This is a genomic window from Pantoea sp. SM3 (assembly GCF_000963995.1).
Lineage (GTDB): Bacteria > Pseudomonadota > Gammaproteobacteria > Enterobacterales > Enterobacteriaceae > Pantoea > Pantoea rwandensis_B.
The window spans coordinates 124,819-143,166 of sequence record NZ_JZRD01000013.1 but is presented as its reverse complement, the minus strand read 5'-3'; the positions used below and the strand labels follow the sequence as shown (position 1 = coordinate 143,166).

Here is an 18,348-nt window from a genome sequence, read left to right as displayed (position 1 = left end):
TGCTGTCCTTTTTAGCAGGAGTGTTTCACCGTGAATCTATCCTCCATGATTCCAGAACTGCTGTCGGCGCTGCCACTGACGCTCGGCATCATGTTTGTCGCGATGATTGCCGGGTTCTTTCTGGCGCTGATCGCCACCGTTTTTCGCGTGCGCCGTATTCCCGTGATCAGCCAGTTGGCCGATCTCTATGTTTCCTACGCGCGCAGCGTGCCGGTGGTTTTACAGCTGTTTGTCGCGTTTTACGGCATGCCGCTGATTACCGATAATTTTGGCTTTAGCGATTTCTTCACGGCCAACGTGGCGGCGATGATTGGCTTGAGCCTTTACCACGGCGGCTATCTCTCTGAAGTGATGCGCCCGGCGTATCTGGCGGTGGAGCGCGGTCAGCATGATGCCACTGACAGCCTCGGCTACAGCTTCCGCCAGAAAATGCTGCGCGTGATTGGGCCGCAGGCGGTGCATTTTGCACTTCCGGGCTACGGCAATGCGATTATCTATCTGATTCATAACGTGGCGCTGGTGATGTACATCGGGGCGGCGGATGTGATGGCAACCGCGCACCTGATCATGGAACGCGATTACAACCAGTATCAGTTCGGCACCTATCTGGTGTTGGCCGTGCTCTATTCACTGCTGTGCGGTGTGGCGTGGCTGGTAATCCGCTTCTTTGAACAACGCCATGCGAAGTACAGCTCGAAGTCTGCGCCACGCGTGAAGTTCACTACCAGCGTCTGAGAAGGGGAGACAAACCATGTTTGATGCTGAGGTTTTGCTGCCGGACTTCTGGAGCATTCTCGATGCGGTACCGGTGACGCTGCTAATGGCGGTCACGGTGTTTATTTGTTCGACGCTATTGGGCGGGCTGTTTGCCTTTATTGAGCATCGCCGCATTCCGCTGCTGCGCCAGTTGGTTATCACCTACAAAATCGCTTTCAAAGGCGTGCCAATGGTGGTGGTGATTTTCCTCGCCTATTACGGCTTGCCACCGGCGCTGCACTTTGTTGCCACGCTGTTTGGCGTCGAGGTGAATGCCCACTCATTGCCGAACTGGGTGATCATCATTGTGGCGCTGAGTGCCTGTGTCGCGGCATTCCAGGCCGAAGTGTGGAAAGGCGCACTGAACTCGTTCGACAGCGGACAATCCGATGCGGCTTTATCGCTGGGCTACAGCGGCGGACAGCTGTTCCGTCGGGTGATGTTCCCACAGATTATTGTGGCGGCGATCCCCGATCTGGCGAATGCCTTTATGGTGATCATGAAAGCCCTGTCGCTGGCGTTTGCGATTGAAGTGGTGGATATCTTTGCCCAGGCGCAGCTGACGGCGGCACTGAACTTCTACTACCTCGAAGCCTTCCTGATTGCAGTGGTGTTCTATATGGTGATTGCCTATGTGGTCACTAAGATCGCCGACAAGATAGAGGCGGCGCTGCGCGTGCGCACCTAGAGATTGCTCAGTTGTGATGAAACGGCAGCCCAGTGTGGCTGCCGTTTTTTTTGGCAAATTTGCGCGCGCGACCGGGCTTGCTGCTCTCTGATAGCGGCGCAATGTTTTGCGTTTCACAATGAACACTCCTTGCTTTCATTTTGCAAGTTACTTGCAAAATGAAAGTCACTCTGCAACAGTACTCCGCATCAGACCTTTGCGGAATACTTCCCATGAAAAACGAACCGCTTTACCACATGCCTTGTCCTATCGCCCGCAGCCTGGGCCGCGTCGGCGATGGCTGGAGCATGCTGATCATGCGCGATGCACTGGCTGGCTTCACCCGCTTTGATGAGTTCCAAAAAAGCAGCGGCGTGGCACCCAACATCCTGTCACGTCGCCTGAAAGAGCTGGTGGAAGACGGTTTGCTGGAAAAGGTGTGCTACAGCACCACGCCCGCTCGTTACGAATACCATCTCACCCCGGCCGGACGAGATTTTCGCGGTGTGATTCTGGCGCTGGCCGAGTGGGGCAGCAATCACTTCTCGCCGGAAGGACGTCAGATGCAGTTGGTGGAAACCGCCACGCAACGCCCGGTGAAGCTGCAACTGGTCGACAGTGAAAATGGCCAGCCGCTGACGCTCGACAAATACCAAATGGTGCCGGGTCCAGCGGCGGTGCCGATGATGCACTATCGCCATGATTACCTGCAGAAAAAGCGCGCCGGCGATACCACACAGAAATTCGCGCCGCCCGCGCTGTCAGAGAAGCAATCATGACGCTGACACGCAAAAAATCGGCGCTGTTGCTGGCACTGACGATCGGTGGTTTAGCGGCGGCAGGTTATGGCTATTACTGGTGGCACACCGCGCGCTTTATGCCTTCCACCGATGATGCCTATGTCGGCGCCGATATCAGTGCCATCTCGGCGAAAGTCTCCGGCTATATCCACACGCTGGCGGTGCAGGATAACGCATGGGTGAAAAAGGGTGATCTGCTGGTACAACTGGATAACCGGGATTATCTGGCCGCGGTGGATCAGGCCGCAGGGGAAGTGGCGGCACAGCAAGCCGCGTTAAGCGACATTGCTGCTACGCGCCAGCTACAGCTCGCGACCATCGCCGGCACGCACGCTTCTCTGCTGGCGGCGAAGGCATTGACGCTGAAAACCACCTCAGATCAGCGCCGCTACAGTGCGCTGGCCAGCAGTTCAGCGGTCTCACAGCAAATCCGCGATCATGCACAAGCGGATTACCATCAGGCGATGGCGGAAGAGAGCAAAACCCGTGCGGACAAAACCGTCGCCGAGCGTCAGTTGCAGGTGCTGGATGCGCGTGAGCAGCAGGCCAAAGCAGCTTTGACCCAGGCACAAGCGGGATTGGCGATGGCGAAGCTCAATCTCGAATACACCGAGATCCGCGCCCCTTTTGATGGCGTAGTCGGCAATCGTCGTGCGTGGTCAGGTTCCTTTGTCAGCAGCGGTGCACAATTGCTGTCGCTGGTGCCGGCGCAGGGGCTGTGGATCGATGCCAACTTCAAAGAGAGCCAACTGGCCAATATGCGGCCCGGACAAACGGCGCATATCGTGGCGGACGTTTTACCCGGCCGTACCTTCGACGGCCATGTTGGCAGCTTATCACCGGCCACCGGCTCGCGTTTTAGCATTCTCCCGGCGGAAAATGCCACCGGCAACTTCACCAAGATCGTCCAACGTGTGCCGGTGCGCATTGTGCTGGACGGTGATGCGGCAGTGCTCGGCCTGTTACGGCCGGGTCTTTCCGTCACGGTGACGGTGGATGAGAGAAGCGCGCGATGAGCAGCGTCACCGCGCTGCTGGCGCCGGCGGAGATGCCGATCAGCAAAAAGGTCTTTGCTTTCGCCACGATGTGCATCGGCATGTTTATCGCCTTACTGGATATCCAGATTGTCTCCGCCTCGTTACGGGATATCGGCGGGGGGCTGTCGGCAGGCGATGATGAAACCGTGTGGGTGCAAACCAGCTATTTGATTGCGGAAATCATCATTATTCCGCTTTCCGGCTGGCTGGCGAGCGTGATGTCTACGCGCTGGTTGTTTGCCGTCTCCGCCTGCGGATTTACGGTCATGAGTTTACTGTGCGGCTGGGCGTGGAACATCCAGAGCATGATCGCCTTCCGGGCGTTACAGGGATTGGCGGGCGGCTCGATGATCCCGCTAGTGTTCACCACCGCCTTTGCTTTCTTCCAGGGCAAGCAACGGGTGATTGCGGCCGCCACCGTGGGGGCGTTGGCCTCATTAGCACCGACGCTGGGTCCCACGGTCGGTGGTTGGATCACCGATAACTTCAGTTGGCACTGGCTGTTTTATATCAACATCATTCCCGGCATTTATATCGCTATTGCGGTGCCGATCCTGGTGAAGATCGACAGCCCCAACCCTGACCTGCTACGTGGAGCGGATTACTTCAGCATTCTGTTACTGGCATTGTCGCTGGGCTGTCTGGAGTACACGCTGGAAGAGGGGCCGCGCTGGGGCTGGTTTGACGATAGCACCATCAGCACCACGGGCTGGATCGCCTTAGTGTGTGGCGTGCTGTTCGTGATCCGTACCCTGAATCACGCGAAGCCGATCATGGATCTCCGCGCACTGAAAGATCCGGGCTTTACCCTCGGCTGTTATTTCTCGTTTATGGCTGGCGTGGGGATCTTCGCCACCATCTATCTCACGCCGCTGTTTCTCAGCCAGGTGCGCGGCTTTAGTGCGCTGGAGATCGGTTTAGCGATCTTCTCTACCGGCATCTTTCAGATCCTGTCGATCCCGTTTTATGCCTGGCTGGCGAATCGCGTCGATCTGCGCATTTTGCTGGCGTTTGGCCTGATAAGTTTTGGCGTATCGATGTTTTTCTTTGTGCCGATCACCCATGACTGGGGGGCGAAAGAGCTGCTGTTCCCGCAGGCGTTTCGCGGCATGGCACAGCAATTTGCCGTCGCGCCTACGGTGACGTTGACGCTCGGCAGCTTACCGCCCGCACGACTAAAATTAGCGTCAGGACTGTTTAATCTGATGCGTAATCTCGGGGGGGCTATCGGCATTGCGCTGTGCGGCACCGTGTTAAATGACCGCACCAATCTGCACTTCAGCCGCCTGGCCGATCACCTCAACAGCGCCAGTTTGTCCTTGGGCGACTATCTGCAATCGCGCACCGCAGCCCTGATTTTCAACGGACTCAGCCCGGATGCGGCGCACACGGCGGCGCTGCAATCGCTGGCTTCACTCACGTTGCGTGAGGCGCGCACCCAGGCCTTTTCGGACGCATTCTGGCTGATTATGGTCGGATTTTGTATCGCTGCGCTGCTGGTTCCTTTTATGAAAAAGCCCGCAGCTTAAGGAGTTATCAATGAAACGTATTGTGATTACAGGTATGGGCATGGTGTCCCCGCTTGGCTGCGGCACAGAAGCCGTGTGGCAGTCACTGCTGGCAGGAAAATCGGGCATCAGCGCCTTGCCGGATGAGATGGTGCAAGACATCAGCTGCAAAGTCGCAGGACAGGTGCCCACGCTGGAGCAAGATCCTCAGTATGGCTTCGATCCCGAACGCGTGATCGCACCGAAAGATCGCAAGAAAATGGATCGCTTTATTGAGTTCGCGCTGGTGGCGGCGCACGAAGCCCTGACGCAAGCTAACTGGTTCCCTCAGGATGAGACGCTGCGCCAGCGTACCGCCACGGTGATCGCCACTGGAATCGGCGGCTTCAACGAAATTGCCAATGCGGTGGAAACCACCGCCAATCGCGGGCCGCGCCGCTTATCGCCGTTTACCATACCTTCCTTCCTCGCCAATCTGGCGGCGGGGCATGTATCGATTGCCCACGGCTTTCGTGGCCCGATTGGCGCACCCGTCACGGCCTGTGCGGCAGGCGCGCAGGCGATTGGCGATGCGGCACGGTTGATTCGCAGCGGCGAAGCGGATATCGCGCTGTGCGGCGGTACAGAAGCGGCGATCCATCGCGTAAGTCTGGCGGGCTTTGCCGCCGCGAAAGCGATGTCGGGTGGATTTAACGATCATCCCGAACAGGCATCTCGTCCGTTTGATCGCGATCGTGATGGCTTTGTCATGGGAGAAGGCGCTGGCCTGCTGGTGATTGAATCACTGGAGCATGCGCTGGCACGCGGTGCGACACCGCTGGCTGAGTTAGTCGGCTATGGCACCAGCGCTGATGCCTATCATCTCACCGCCGGACCGGAAACCGGTGAAGGCGCTCGTCGTGCAATGGAGACTGCACTGGCGCAGGCGGGCATCACCCCAGCAGAGGTGCAGCATATCAACGCGCATGCCACCTCCACGCCGGTGGGTGACAAGGGCGAGCTGGCGGCCATTCGCACGCTGTTTGCGGACAGCAATGTGGCGATCACCTCGACGAAATCTGCCACCGGGCATTTGCTGGGGGCAGCGGGTGGCGTGGAGGCGATCTTCTCAATCCTTGCGCTGCGCGATCAAATCGCCCCGCCGACGCTCAATTTGCTGCACCCCGATGAAGCCGCCGCCGGACTGAACCTGGTGGCGCTGAAACCACAGCCGATGGCGATGCAGTATGTGCTGTCAAACGGCTTCGGTTTTGGTGGCGTGAATGCCAGCCTGCTGTTTAAGGGTTGGGATGAGGTTTTCCGTTAACGTGTTGGGAAGACTAACGGCAATTAAAAAGGCCGCTGTTAACAGCGGCCTGGAGGGCAGGGTGAATTAGCGCTTTTCCAGCGCTTCCCACAGACCCATCAGGTAAGTGGTGCCGAGTGCGCGGTCATACAGACCGTAGCCCGGACGTCCGGTTTCGCCCCAGATAAAGCGGCCATGATCGGAACGGATGTAGCCATCGAAGCCGTTGTCGTGCATCGATTGCAGCACTTTGTACATATCCAGCGAGCCGTATTCGGTCGGGTGTGCACACTCGTAGAAATCTTTGTCCTGAATAATCTTGATGTTACGCACGTGCGCAAACGGGATGCGTTTGCGGCGCGAGAACTCGGCCAGAATACCGTACACATCATTCTGCGGATCTTCTGCAATCGATCCGGTACACAGCGTGATGCCGTTAGCCTCCGAATCCACAAGATTACAGATCCAGTCGAGGTCTTCGCGATTCTTCACAATGCGTGGCAGACCGAAGATCGAGTACGGTGGATCGTCAGGATGGATCGCCATCTTCACGCCCACTTCTTCACACACCGGGATCACCGCTTTCAGGAAGTATGCGAGGTTTTCACGCAGCTTGTTGTCATCAACGTCTTTGTATTGCGCAAACAGATCCTGCACCTTCGCCAGACGCTCTGGCTCCCAACCCGGCAGGGCGAAACCGTTTGAGTTGCCCAACACCTCCTGCACCACTTCGTCGAGGCTCTTATCAATGCCTTTCTTCTCGAACGCCATGGTGAGTGAGCCGTCTGGCAGCACGTAGTTCATGTCGGTCTTCATCCAGTCAAATACCGGCATGAAGTTGTAGCAGATCACTTTCACGCCCACTTCGGCGAGGTTGCGGATGCTCTGCTTGTAGTTCTCGATATATTGATCGCGGCTCGGCAGGCCGATTTTGATGTCGTCGTGAATGTTGACGCTCTCGATCACTTCCACCGTCAGACCGGCGGCATGCACCTGATCAACCAGCGCTTGAATCTTATCTTTCGGCCAGGTTTCCCCGACCGGCACGTCATACAACGCGCCCACCACGCCACGGACACCCGGCACCTGGCGAATATATTCCAGCGAAACTTTATCTTCTTTGGGACCAAACCAACGCATTGTCAGTTGCATAATCTCATCCACCGTCATCGTGTTGCTGCGATAACTGTTAAACTACCATTCTAGTAAACATGATCCCAGCATCGACTCGCGAATATCTGTTGATCCGCGTCACAGAACACAATTTCTTAGTCGAGGCAGGGGGTGGAGGATTTATGCCGCCTGACTTTAATGCGGACGCTAACGCAAAGAGAACGATAAAGAGAGATGCGCCATTTTTCTGGCGCGTTTTCCACTGCTTTGCAGGAATAAAGAAAGTTTTGTTAGCTGAAATAACCTCAATGCTTCGCCGTTCCCTCTGAGCTTGATGCAATTTTCCGCTACTGATCGGCTTTTCATTTGTTTTATTTATCAGAAACTTCCTGGCAGGCAGAATAACCCTTATTTCCTCTCCGTCAGCCATCATGTCCGAAGAAGCGCTGCGTCAGCAGATTCAGAACCTGAAAAAGCATAATGCGCGCTTAAAGCGCATAGCGCATGACGCGCGAAACAAGCTGAGTGCGGCACTGGACGGAACCGGTTTATGTTTGTGGCAGCTGGATATTCCCAGCGGCAAGCTGGTGATTTTCAATCGACGCTGGGGTTCGATGCTGGGTTTTCAGCCGAAAGAGACAAAAGCGCAGTTTGAGGTCTGGCGCGAGCGCCTGCACCCCGAGGACGCCGATGAAGTGCTCAGGGCGTTTTACGATCACATCGAAGGGCGTGCGCCTTACTATGAAGCGCTGCATCGCATGCTGGGTAAGAACGACAAAATTACCTGGGTGTTGGATCGCGGGCGCGTGACCGAGTGGGATGAAGCGGGGAATCCGCTCAAAGTTACCGGCACGCATATCGATATGACCAAAGAGAAGCAGTATGAAGCGCAGCTCTCTTCATTGGCTCATCACGATCCGCTTACCGGTCTGACCAACCGCCATGCGCTGCAAACGCATTTCAGCAAAATGAAAACGCAGGGGCCGCTGTGCGTGGCATTTATCGATCTCGATAATTTTAAGCATGTTAACGATACGCTGGGCCATCGCAGTGGCGATGAAGTGCTGATTCAGCTCAGCCAGCGCATTCTTGACCAGGTGCCGCCAAACGTGGTGGTGGGTCGCCTGGGCGGGGATGAGTTTGTGCTGCTGATGCCGTTCCTGATCGATTTCCCCAAAGTGCGCATCATGATGCAGGCGGTGCTGGATGCCGCACTGACACCGTTCGATGTCGATAACGGTCATGCACAGATTGGTGCTTCTATTGGCGTGGCGACGGTGCAGCCGCACTTTAGCTTTGATGAGGCGCTGACACGTGCCGATGAAGCGATGTACCAGATTAAGAAGAACGGCAAGCAAGGGTTTGGCCTGGCGGGGTAATCTTTTGCGGTTGGGGAAACAGACCCGCGCCAGCGCCAAAGTCTGTGTCCCAATTTGCAGCAAAGCCTCTCACCAGGAGAGGGCCATAAACCGCCTTTAACTCAAAACGCGAAGCACGAACAGCCCAGCGCACCCCAGAAGGCATGGTTATCCGACACCGGCACCGAAGACTGGCGTGCCACATCGTGCGAGTGGCTGTGTACACCACAAGGGCCGCTGCACTGGTGCACTTTCGGCATCATTGCCGCACGACCATTGGCTTGCGGTGGCGCGCTACGGTAGTGGCCCGGCACGGTGACCACCGGAGACCACTCTGGCAACACTGGCACCGGTGGCGGCGACAGCGGCGTGAAGCCGCCTGCGGCATACACCACTTCACCATCGACCAGCGTCAACACCGATTCAATCCCTTTAATCTCCTCTTCCGGCACGCTGAAGAAATCTTTCGACAGCAGCACCAGATCCGCTAACTGACCCACTTTGATTTCACCTTTGGCGTTTTGCTCGCTGGAGAACCAGGCGCTGCCTTTGGTCCACAGCATCAGCGCGGTTTCACGGTCAATACGCGAATTGTCATCGTATAACTGCATGCCGCCGACGGTGCGGCCAGAAACCAGCCAGTAGAGCGCGGTCCACGGGTTGTAGCTGGCGACACGGGTGGCATCCGTGCCCAAACCGACGGGCACTTCCGCATCCAGCATGCGCGCCACTGGCGGTGTCTGTTTGGCGGCTTCTTTACCGTAGCGATCGACAAAGTATTCACCCTGGAACGCCATACGATGCTGCACGGCCAGCCCGCCACCCAGCGCTTTGACGCGCTCAATATTGGCTTCGGTGATGGTCTCTGCGTGGTCAAAGAACCAGTGCAGGCCGTTAAACGGAATATCGCGGTTTACTTTTTCGAACACGTCCAGCATGCGGCTGATCGATTCGTTGTAGGTGGCATGCAGACGGAACGGCCAGCGATGCTCAACCAGATGGCGCACCACGCGCTCCAGTTCATCTTCCATGCCGGGGGCCAGATCGGGGCGCGGTTCGAGGAAGTCTTCGAAATCTGCCGCCGAGAACACCAGCATCTCGCCCGCACCGTTGTGACGCAGGAAATTGGTGCCCTGGCCCGGCTTCAGCATGTCGGTCCACTTCTCGAAATCTTCCAGCTCATGGCCGGGACGCTGGGTAAACAGATTGTAGGCAATGCGCACCGTCAGCTGCTTTTTGGCGTGCAGTTCCGAAATTACATCGTAATCATCGGGATAGTTCTGGAAGCCGCCGCCCGCATCAATTGCGCTGGTCAGGCCGAGGCGGTTCAGCTCACGCATAAACTGACGTGTGGAGTTGACCTGCTGCTCCAGCGGCAGCTTCGGTCCTTTCGCCAGCGTGGCGTACAGCAGCATGGCATTCGGACGCGCAATCAGCATACCGGTGGGATTACCATTGCTGTCGCGCTGGATTTCACCGCCTGGCGGGTTCGGCGTGTCTTTGGTGTAACCCACCACTCGCAGTGCGGCGCGGTTCAGCAGGGCGCGGTCATACAGGTGCAGAATAAACACCGGAGTATCGGGCGCGGCGGCGTTGATCTCATCCAGCGTTGGCATGCGGCGTTCAGCAAACTGGAATTCGCTCCAGCCGCCGACGACACGGACCCACTGCGGTGAAGGGGTGCGCAGGGCCTGCTCACGCAGCATGCGAAGTGCATCGGCCAGCGACGGCACGCCCTCCCAGCGCAGCTCAAGATTGTAGTTGAGGCCGCCACGAATCAGGTGCAGGTGCGAGTCGTTGAGGCCGGGAATACCGGTGTGACCCTTGGCATCAATAATTTGTGTATCGCTGCCGGCAAAGCGCATCACTTCCGCTTCGCTGCCCACCGCGAGAAACTTGCCGTCTTTGATCGCCACAGCGGTGGCTAAAGGGTTGGCGCGATCCACGGTGTGGAATTTGCCGTTGGTAAAAATCAGTGAGGCCGTTGTCATTATCTCTTCTCCAGTTAGATTACGCGTTGCGGCCAATAAGCCACTGTTTTAAAAAACGAGTTACCATCGGCATCCACAAGAACACCACCAGTGCCACCACGCTGGCATCATTCAGTAAGTGGCCCCACAGCGTGCCGTGCGCGGCGGGCAATACCTGATTCCATAACCACGGCACCAGGTTGGTAGAAGGAAAAATGACTCCCAGTGTCAGTAAGTATTGTTTCCATTTCGCCGGTTTGACCTGGCCTTTTTGCGTGGGGGTGAACCAGAACGCGGCGCCAGGACGCACTTCAATATGTTCCGGCTGTGCCAGCATCGTCGGCAGGTCTTTGATTAACGCGTTGCGTTGGTCCGATTTCAGCCAGGCGTACAGCTCATCCAGCCCGGTAAAGCGAATCAGCACGGTGTAAGCGTTGTCGCCGTGCACCGGGCGCAGCACGTTGACGCCGAGATGGCCGGGAAAGCTCGCGGCCTGCGGCATAATGGTGTCGAGCCACAGCTCATAACGGGCCTGCTCTTCTGGCAGGATGCTGTGGGTAATCACCAGCGTCACGTGGTTGGCTTGCTGTGAGTAATTCATCGTAAGTTCCTGAGTTTCCGCTGGTGAAAGTGCTTGCGTCGTTGAGTAAAAAAATACGAAATGAGAGCGTTTATTGATAACGGATAGATTTTGGGTTGTTGTTCAACAATTTTTGGGGAGGCATGGGGAATGCGTTTAAACCTTGAGGCGCTGCTGATTTTGGATGCGTTGGATCGCCACGGCACCTTTGCCGCTGCGGCTGCGCGACTGTTTAAAACCGCATCGGCGTTGAGCTATACCGTGCAGAAGATGGAGAGCGATATGAAGATCACACTGCTCGATCGTTCCGGCCATCGCGCCACTTTCACCCCAACCGGGCGTTTGATGCTGGAAAAAGGCCGCACTTTGCTTCGCGCGGTCAATGAGTTAGAACAACAGGCGCGCTATGTTGAGAGTGGCTGGGAAAGCCAGCTGGTGATCAGCGTGGATGCCTCACTGCCGTTTCGTATTCTCACGCCGCTGATTGATCGGTTTTATCAGGAGCATCCGCATACTCAGCTGCAATTCCGTCAGGACGTGTTGGCTGGCTGCTGGGAAGCGCTCAACTATGGCGAAGCGGACATTGTCTTTGGCGCGGTGCAGGAACCCGCCACGCGCAAAGAGATTGTCTGCCAACCGCTCGGCTGGCTGGATTATGTGTTTGCTGTCGCGCCGGATCATCCCCTCGCTTCAGCACCGGAACCACTGCTGCGTGAGCAGATCCGCCAGTACCGCGCGGTGACGGTTCACGACTCGTCTCGTCACGGTGCAGGTATCGATTTGCGCGTGCTGGATGAGCAGAAAACCCTGAGCGTGCATGACTTCCCGGCGAAACTGCAGGCGCAGCTGGATGGTTTAGGATGTGGCTATCTGCCGCTGTACCTGGCGAGACCGCACCTGGAGAGCGGCGCGCTGGTGGCACGCCAGCTGGATAGCGAATGCCGTCGCGATATGGCGTATCTGGCGTGGAATGAGAGTGCTACCGGCAATGCTGCCACCTGGTGGCGTGAGCACCTGCTCACGCTGCCGGGTTTACAGGAGATTTATTCTCCCGCGTAAAGCGTCGTTATATCGCAATGTGGTGACTGACCTGCGGGGCTTCCTCGCCTTGATGATATTGCAAAACCGCTTGCTGCAACTCAGCATCGGCGTGCGACACACGCTGGTGCTGACGCATATGCTCCTGCCAGGACTCCACCATAAACCACTCCAGCAATGCCGTCGGATCGTCGGTTTGTTCCATTAAGCCCCATGAATAGGCGCCATCACGACGGCGTGACCGTGCCAGTTTGTGAATCGCTTTTTTGAAGGCGGCGCGATCTTCCTGCGATACGCGGTAGCGAATCTGAATCAACACCGGCCCATGACGCACATCGACATCGTCGTGCACTACCGGCATGACCCAGTGCTCAGCGGGTTGCAGATCTGCTTCACCCGCAGGCAGCGCCAGACGCTTCAGCAGTACGCCAGTGATCACCAGACCGGCCCCGGCAATCATCAGCGTGGTGGCCAGACCGAGCTGCTGTGCGATCAGGCCCCAGGCCAGACTGCCACCGGCCAATGTGCCGTTAAACACCATCAGATACACCGCCAGACCACGACCGCGCACCCAATCCGGCAATACCGCCTGCGCTACGCCGTTCAGTGTGGTCAGCGCAATAATCCAGCCGACGCCCAGCACCAGCATCAACAGCAGCGCCAGCCACTGCGGCGGGCTCATCGCTAATGCCAGCATGACCAGTGCGCTCAGCACCGCAGAGAGCAGCAGCAAACCATCGTTGCTCAGTTTGCTGCGCAGACGCGGCAGCAACAGCGCACCGGCAATCGCACCGGCGCCCACCGCACCCAACAGCAAGCCGTAAAAGCCTGCGGTACCGTGCAGCATGGTGCGCGCCACCAATGGCAACAGCGCCCAGATGGCACTGGCAAAGGCGAAATACATTGCTGCACGCAACAGCACACGGTGCAGCTCGCGGCTGGCTTTGACATAGCGCAGGCCAGCACGGAAGGCGCCAAAGAAGTGCTCATTCAGCTCGGTCTTGGCTTTCGCCGGGCGTTTCCAGTACATCAGGGCAGCAATAACGAAAAAATAACTCGCCACATCGGCACCATATGCCGCCATGGCGCCTAAACTTGCCAACAGTAAACCGCCGGTAGCGGGGCCAATAGCGCGGGCAATATTTATCCCCAGAGAGTTGAGCGCAACGGCGTTTTTTAGCTCATGGCGCGGCACTAGTTCGGGGACAATCGCCTGCCAGGCCGGGCCAAACAGCGCGGCACCAATGCCACCGACAAAGGTCAGGCCGATCAGCCACTCTACGGTGAGCCAGTGATTGTGCGACAGCACCAGCAGAGTGCCGCTGACGCTGGCCATCAGGATTTGCACCACGATGAGTAATCGGCGGCGATCGACGATATCAGAGAGCACGCCCGCTGGTAGTGCCAGTAAAAACACCGGCAGGGTGGCCGCCGTTTGCATCAACGCCACGGCGGTCGGGTTATCGGATAATCCGGTCACCAGCCAGGCGCTGGCAACGTCGCGGATAAAGCTACCGGTGTTGCCGAGTACTGAGGCCGTCCAGATCAGGGCGAACAGCCCGTAGGCGAAGGGAGAAAAAGCGCCGCCGCGTGGCGTCGTGGGGTTTTGCTGGCTCATCATCGTGTTCCTGTAAATGTGCGATGTATGCACCTTACGAAGCCCGTGAGACGCTTGATAGCGGAAAAAATCGGCCAACTTGTTCAGGCTTTTTTGACAGCCTCGCAGGGCAAAAATCTTTGAACAAGTTGTCAAAATCTCTGCTTTAGGTTTTTCAGTTAGACCGATGTAGTTTGATTGGCAGACACAACATCACTCACTAACGGAGTTAAAAACATGAGCACATTCAAAGCGAAAGACGGCGTTAACCTCTACTACAAAGATTGGGGCAAAGGTCAGCCAGTCCTGTTCAGCCACGGCTGGCCGCTGGACGCAGATATGTGGGAGAGCCAGCTCAATTTTCTTGCTGAACGTGGCTATCGTGCCATTGCGTTTGACCGTCGCGGCTTTGGTCGCTCTGAGCAGCCGTGGGAAGGCTACGATTACGATACCTTCGCCGATGATATCCATGCGCTGATTGAGCATCTGCAACTGGATGACATCACGCTGGTGGGCTTCTCAATGGGCGGCGGTGACGTTTCACGTTATATCGGTCGTTACGGCACGGCGAAGGTGAAAGGGCTGGTGCTGCTGGGCGCGGTGACGCCAATCTTCGGCAAAACCGATGATCATCCGGAAGGCGTTGAAAAAGCGGTATTTGATGGCATCAAAGCGGGCCTGCGTAAAGACCGGGCGCAGTTTATTAAAGACTTCGCCACACCGTTTTATGGCGCCAATGCCGGACAGACCATTTCTGAGGGCGTGATGACACAGACGCTGAATATCGCGCTGCTGGCCTCACTGAAAGGCACGATCGATTGTGTCACGGCGTTTGCGGAAACTGATTTCCGCGCTGATATTGCCAAAGTGGATGTGCCAACGCTGGTGATCCACGGCAGCAATGACCAGATCGTGCCGTTTGAAGCCACCGGTAAGCTGGTACACGAGATGATCGAAGGGTCAGAGCTGAAAGTGTACGAGAACGGCCCGCACGGTTTTGCGGTGACGCATCAGGACCAACTGAACGACGACTTGCTGGCGTTCCTGCAGGGAAATAAATAATCGCAGGTTTCGATGCGCCGCGGTTGATTGCGCTAACTGGCAGCGGTGTTGCTGCTATCAAATGCGCCATACATTGCGCGGCTGGTCATAAAAAAGGGCGCTGAGGCGCCCTTTGTGTTTTTTAATCCGCCAGCAGATGCCCGTACATGGTCATCAACCGACGCGTCACGCCGTTGGTCCAGCCGAAGCCATCCTGCAGCGGATACTCACCACCGCCACCTGGACGGGCACGATCGCCGCTGATGTCATACTTCTCCACCAGCTTGTGATGCAGTGAATAGAAGTTCTTCACCGTGGTCAGCCAGTTAACGGCAATCTCTGTCGCCAGCGTCTCTTCACCATAATGGTTCAGGCCGACTATCGCCATCCACTGCAGCGGCGCCCAGCCGTTGGGTTTATCCCACTGTTCACCGCTCTCTACCATCGATGTCACCAGACCGCCCTGAGTCAGCAGAAGCTGACGCAGCGCCACCGCCTGCAGATGCGCTTGCTCCGGCGAGGCCAGGCCAAGGAACAGCGGCACCACAGCCGCTGCCGTGAAGGCACCAAAGCGTTCGTCGCGCCAGTTGTAATCACGGTACACGCCTGCGGTGTCATCCCACAGGTAACGATGAATCGCCTGCTTACGCGTATCGGCTTTTTTCTGCCACGCCAGCGCCGTTAGCTCTTCACCTTTGGCGTGTGACAGCGTAGAGATCATCAGCTCCAGCTTGTAGAGAAACGCATTCAAATCCACCGGAATAAACTGGGTAGTGCGAATGCTGGCCAGACGCTGTGGATCGCGCAACCAGCGTGAGGAGTAATCCCAACCCGATGCGGCACCGGCACGCAAATCGCGGTACACCTCATTCGCCGGACGGCTGGATTTGCTGGCGGTTTCTACGTCTTCCATCCACGACTCATCACGCGGCGTGTCGCGGTCATCCCAGTAACGGTTGAGCAGTGAGCCATCCGGCATACGCACCACGTGGCGATACGCCTGATGTGGCATCAGCTCGCCCGCGCCATCCATCCAGAACTGATACTCTTTCATCAGCTGGTCGAGATAACGCTTGGCACCGCGAATCCCATCCTCTTCAAACAGCTCAACCATCAGGGCAAACACCGGAGGCTGTGAGCGGCTGAGATAATAAGTCCGGTTGCCGTTTGGCACGTGGCCGTAGTTATCGATCAGCCATGCGAAGTTATCTGCCATGTCGCGCAGCAAATCGTCACGCCCGGCATCGGCAAGGCCGAGCATGCTGAAATAGGAGTCCCAGTAATAGGTCTCACCAAAGCGTCCGCCGGGCACCACATAGGGTTTTGGCAGCGGCAGCAGCGATGAGTGCGGTAAATGCTGTTGCGGCATTTTGGTTAACACCGGCCACAGCTCGTCAATATGTTCGGTCAGCGATTTATCCGGATTGGAAACATAAAAACTTTCATTCACCTGTGGCAAATAAAAATGGTCGTGCACGAATTTTTCGAGATCGAATTCGGCCGAGCGACGCGTGCGACGATAGCGGATTAATATATCCAGCGGATCATATTTTGGCGCGCAGTCCGGGAATGTTTTTCCATCCGGAAATATGCGCGACATCTGCACGTGCTCGAACAGTTCAAGATAGCGATCGGCAGGGGTGAGCGCATCTGGCGCGGGCAGACCCTGGATCAGCTCCGGTTCCGGCTCGGAATCCTCCATGCCTTCGCGGATAAATTCGTGAGGATCGTATTGATACCCCAAATCAGCATGGGCTTCGTGTTCCCCGAAAGCTTGACGTTGCTGGTGGTTAGTATTAATAGCGGCCTCCTGAAATTGCCTGGTTGCTCAAAGCACAAATTATAGAGCTTTGAATAGCTGAGACAACAATGCGAAATATCTATGAACGTAATAAATCTTGTCGATTGATCCGGCTTTTAAGTGAATTTACAGCGATTACAACAAGCTATATTTCAGGAAGTGAAAGCAGTGTTTTAAATGGTGGTTCAAATCAGCGCACAGAATTATCTGTAAATAAGAAAATCGCCATTATTTGGCTTAAATAGCGCGCTTTGCTTTGATCATTTGGTGGCATACGAGACGGGAATCAGGCCAGCGTGCGCTGGCCTGATGAGGCATTACTTCGCCAGTGTGGCTTTAATCACTTCAGCATAGGGCGTGGTCGGGCGGCCAATCAGTTTGCTCAGTGCATGACTGTCATCGAACAATCCGCCTTGTGCAGCACCGGCATCAGAATCCGCCAGCAGTTCTGCTAATGCATCCGGCAAACCAGCCCCTTTCAATGCTGCCTCGAACTCAGCAGGCGGCAGGTTGATGTAATCCACTTGCTCACCAGACTGTTTAGCAATCTCGGCGCTGAACTCGGCCAGCGTATAGCTCTCATCGCCAGCGAATTCATACACTTTACCTGCCTGATCGTCACGGCTGATCACTTCAGCGGCAGCAGCGGCATAATCCACGCGGGCGGCCGATGAGATGCGGCCTTCACCCACTGCACCAATAAAGGCGTGATGCGCCAGCGCTGGGGCAATGCTGGCGGCATAGTTCTCGGTGTACCAGCCATTACGCAGCAGGGCATAGGGCACGCCTGAGGCCTTGAGCATCGCTTCCGTGGCGCGGTGCTCGACGCCCAGACCCAGCGTGGTGGTATCTGCATGCAGCAGGCTGGTGTAGGCGATAAACTTCACGCCCGCCGCTTTTGCCGCATCAATCACCGCCTGGTGCTGCGCTTCACGCTGACCCACTTCGCTGGAAGAGATCAGCAGCAGTTTATCGACGCCGCTGAACGCGCTTTTCAGCGTGTCTGGTTTACTGTAATCCGCCGCGCGCAACGTTACGCCCAGCGCTTTGAGATCGTCTGCTTTCTCAGGTGAACGCACTGCCGCAATCACTTCGCTGGCAGGCACTTTTTTCAGTAACTCGTTAATCACCAAACGGCCCAATTGGCCTGTGGCACCGGTAATCGCAATCATGATGTTCTCCTTCAGTTTGAGCTGGAATGAAATCAGCCTAAGGGATAAACTAACTTTTAGTAAGTACTTACAGATTTGTTAGTTTGGGGGAGGCAGCATAAATGTCTGAAAAATTGAGTAATAAATTTATCCGTGGCGAGCTGCTCAATGTAAATTGCCCTTCACGCGACGTGCTCAAGCGCATCACCAGCCGCTGGAGCGTATTGGTATTATTAGCGCTGCGCGAAGAAACGCTGCGTTTTAGTGAACTGCGCCGCAAGATCGGTGGCGTTAGTGAACGCATGCTGGCGCAAACGCTGCGCTATATGGAAGAAGATGGGTTTATCGAACGCATCGCCTATGAAGTGGTGCCACCGCATGTGGAATACCACCTGACGCCACTCGGGCGTGAAGTTGAAGGGCATGTGATTGGCCTGGCCGACTGGCTGGAAAGCAATGTGCACCGTATTGTGAAGGAAACGCCATCCGCCTGATTCGCAGGGTCGGCGTGCGGCGCTGACCCGATCATTTTTTCACTTCGATCATCCTCACATTTTTTCCTGATCTCACCCTGAATCCCTCGATCCTTCTCACACTTTATGAGCAAAAAACAGCGGTTACCCGTAACCCCGGTGGCGCGCTCTCC

At 56.4% G+C, this 18,348-nt stretch carries 16 protein-coding genes; 10 read left to right on the top strand and 6 right to left on the bottom strand.

The window, feature by feature from the left end; all coding sequences use genetic code 11:
• Nucleotides 1–45: 45 nt before the first annotated feature.
• The 6 genes from VI01_RS08115 (at nucleotide 46) to fabF (ending at nucleotide 6,074) form a co-directional block, all read left to right on the top strand.
• Nucleotides 46–735 carry an amino acid ABC transporter permease gene (locus VI01_RS08115; RefSeq protein WP_197079577.1) on the top strand — a complete coding sequence of 230 codons (690 nt, stop codon included), beginning with the start codon at nucleotides 46–48 and terminating at the stop codon, nucleotides 733–735.
• Nucleotides 736–751: 16 nt separating this feature from the next.
• Nucleotides 752–1,444 (top strand): amino acid ABC transporter permease, encoded by a 693-nt coding sequence (locus VI01_RS08110; protein WP_038644824.1) that lies wholly within the window; start codon nucleotides 752–754, stop codon nucleotides 1,442–1,444.
• A 212-nt stretch (nucleotides 1,445–1,656) separates the two neighbouring features.
• Nucleotides 1,657–2,202, top strand: a complete 546-nt coding sequence (locus tag VI01_RS08105) for a helix-turn-helix domain-containing protein (RefSeq protein ID WP_038644826.1) — start codon at nucleotides 1,657–1,659, stop codon at nucleotides 2,200–2,202.
• On the top strand, nucleotides 2,199–3,239 hold the full coding sequence (locus VI01_RS08100) for an HlyD family secretion protein (protein ID WP_045814735.1): 1,041 nt from the start codon (nucleotides 2,199–2,201) through the stop codon (nucleotides 3,237–3,239). The genes VI01_RS08105 and VI01_RS08100 overlap by 4 nt, the downstream gene beginning before the upstream one ends.
• Nucleotides 3,236–4,789 carry a DHA2 family efflux MFS transporter permease subunit gene (locus VI01_RS08095; RefSeq protein ID WP_045814734.1) on the top strand — a complete coding sequence of 518 codons (1,554 nt, stop codon included), beginning with the start codon at nucleotides 3,236–3,238 and terminating at the stop codon, nucleotides 4,787–4,789. The genes VI01_RS08100 and VI01_RS08095 overlap by 4 nt, the downstream gene beginning before the upstream one ends.
• A gap of 10 nt (nucleotides 4,790–4,799) precedes the next feature.
• A complete protein-coding gene (gene fabF, locus VI01_RS08090; RefSeq protein WP_045814733.1) occupies nucleotides 4,800–6,074 on the top strand; it encodes a beta-ketoacyl-ACP synthase II in 1,275 nt (424 codons plus the stop codon).
• A gap of 66 nt (nucleotides 6,075–6,140) precedes the next feature.
• On the opposite strand, the gene uxuA is transcribed toward fabF, so the two are convergent.
• Nucleotides 6,141–7,205, bottom strand: coding sequence for a mannonate dehydratase (gene uxuA, locus VI01_RS08085; protein ID WP_045814849.1), 1,065 nt, complete (start codon nucleotides 7,203–7,205; stop codon nucleotides 6,141–6,143).
• A 392-nt stretch (nucleotides 7,206–7,597) separates the two neighbouring features.
• Between uxuA and VI01_RS08075 the strand changes: the two genes are divergently transcribed.
• Complete coding sequence (locus tag VI01_RS08075) at nucleotides 7,598–8,545, top strand: sensor domain-containing diguanylate cyclase (RefSeq protein ID WP_045814731.1); 948 nt, start codon at nucleotides 7,598–7,600, stop codon at nucleotides 8,543–8,545.
• Nucleotides 8,546–8,646: 101 nt separating this feature from the next.
• Here VI01_RS08075 and VI01_RS08070 read toward each other — a convergent pair whose 3' ends face one another.
• Together VI01_RS08070 and VI01_RS08065 are read right to left on the bottom strand one after the other, a co-directional pair.
• Entirely contained in the window at nucleotides 8,647–10,515 is a 1,869-nt protein-coding gene (locus tag VI01_RS08070) for an amidohydrolase (protein WP_045814730.1), read from the bottom strand.
• Nucleotides 10,516–10,534: 19 nt separating this feature from the next.
• Nucleotides 10,535–11,095: an antibiotic biosynthesis monooxygenase gene (locus VI01_RS08065; protein ID WP_045814729.1), complete on the bottom strand. Its 561-nt coding sequence runs from the start codon at nucleotides 11,093–11,095 to the stop codon at nucleotides 10,535–10,537.
• 129 nt (nucleotides 11,096–11,224) lie between these two features.
• On the opposite strand from VI01_RS08065, the gene VI01_RS08060 reads away from it, so the two are divergent.
• On the top strand, nucleotides 11,225–12,133 hold the full coding sequence (locus VI01_RS08060) for a LysR family transcriptional regulator (protein WP_045814728.1): 909 nt from the start codon (nucleotides 11,225–11,227) through the stop codon (nucleotides 12,131–12,133).
• 7 nt (nucleotides 12,134–12,140) lie between these two features.
• On the opposite strand, the gene VI01_RS08055 is transcribed toward VI01_RS08060, so the two are convergent.
• On the bottom strand, nucleotides 12,141–13,730 hold the full coding sequence (locus VI01_RS08055) for an MFS transporter (protein WP_045814727.1): 1,590 nt from the start codon (nucleotides 13,728–13,730) through the stop codon (nucleotides 12,141–12,143).
• Between the two features lie 216 nt (nucleotides 13,731–13,946).
• On the opposite strand from VI01_RS08055, the gene VI01_RS08050 reads away from it, so the two are divergent.
• A complete protein-coding gene (locus VI01_RS08050; protein ID WP_045814726.1) occupies nucleotides 13,947–14,771 on the top strand; it encodes an alpha/beta fold hydrolase in 825 nt (274 codons plus the stop codon).
• 121 nt (nucleotides 14,772–14,892) lie between these two features.
• Here the strand turns inward: VI01_RS08050 and treF are convergent, their stop codons facing one another.
• Nucleotides 14,893–16,551: an alpha,alpha-trehalase TreF gene (gene treF / locus VI01_RS08045; protein ID WP_045814725.1), complete on the bottom strand. Its 1,659-nt coding sequence runs from the start codon at nucleotides 16,549–16,551 to the stop codon at nucleotides 14,893–14,895.
• Nucleotides 16,552–16,868: 317 nt separating this feature from the next.
• Nucleotides 16,869–17,723 carry an SDR family oxidoreductase gene (locus tag VI01_RS08040; protein ID WP_045814724.1) on the bottom strand — a complete coding sequence of 285 codons (855 nt, stop codon included), beginning with the start codon at nucleotides 17,721–17,723 and terminating at the stop codon, nucleotides 16,869–16,871.
• A gap of 101 nt (nucleotides 17,724–17,824) precedes the next feature.
• Here VI01_RS08040 and VI01_RS08035 point away from each other — a divergent pair, with 101 nt between their 5' ends.
• Nucleotides 17,825–18,196, top strand: coding sequence for a helix-turn-helix domain-containing protein (locus tag VI01_RS08035; protein WP_038644852.1), 372 nt, complete (start codon nucleotides 17,825–17,827; stop codon nucleotides 18,194–18,196).
• The last annotated feature ends 152 nt before the right edge of the window (nucleotides 18,197–18,348 follow it).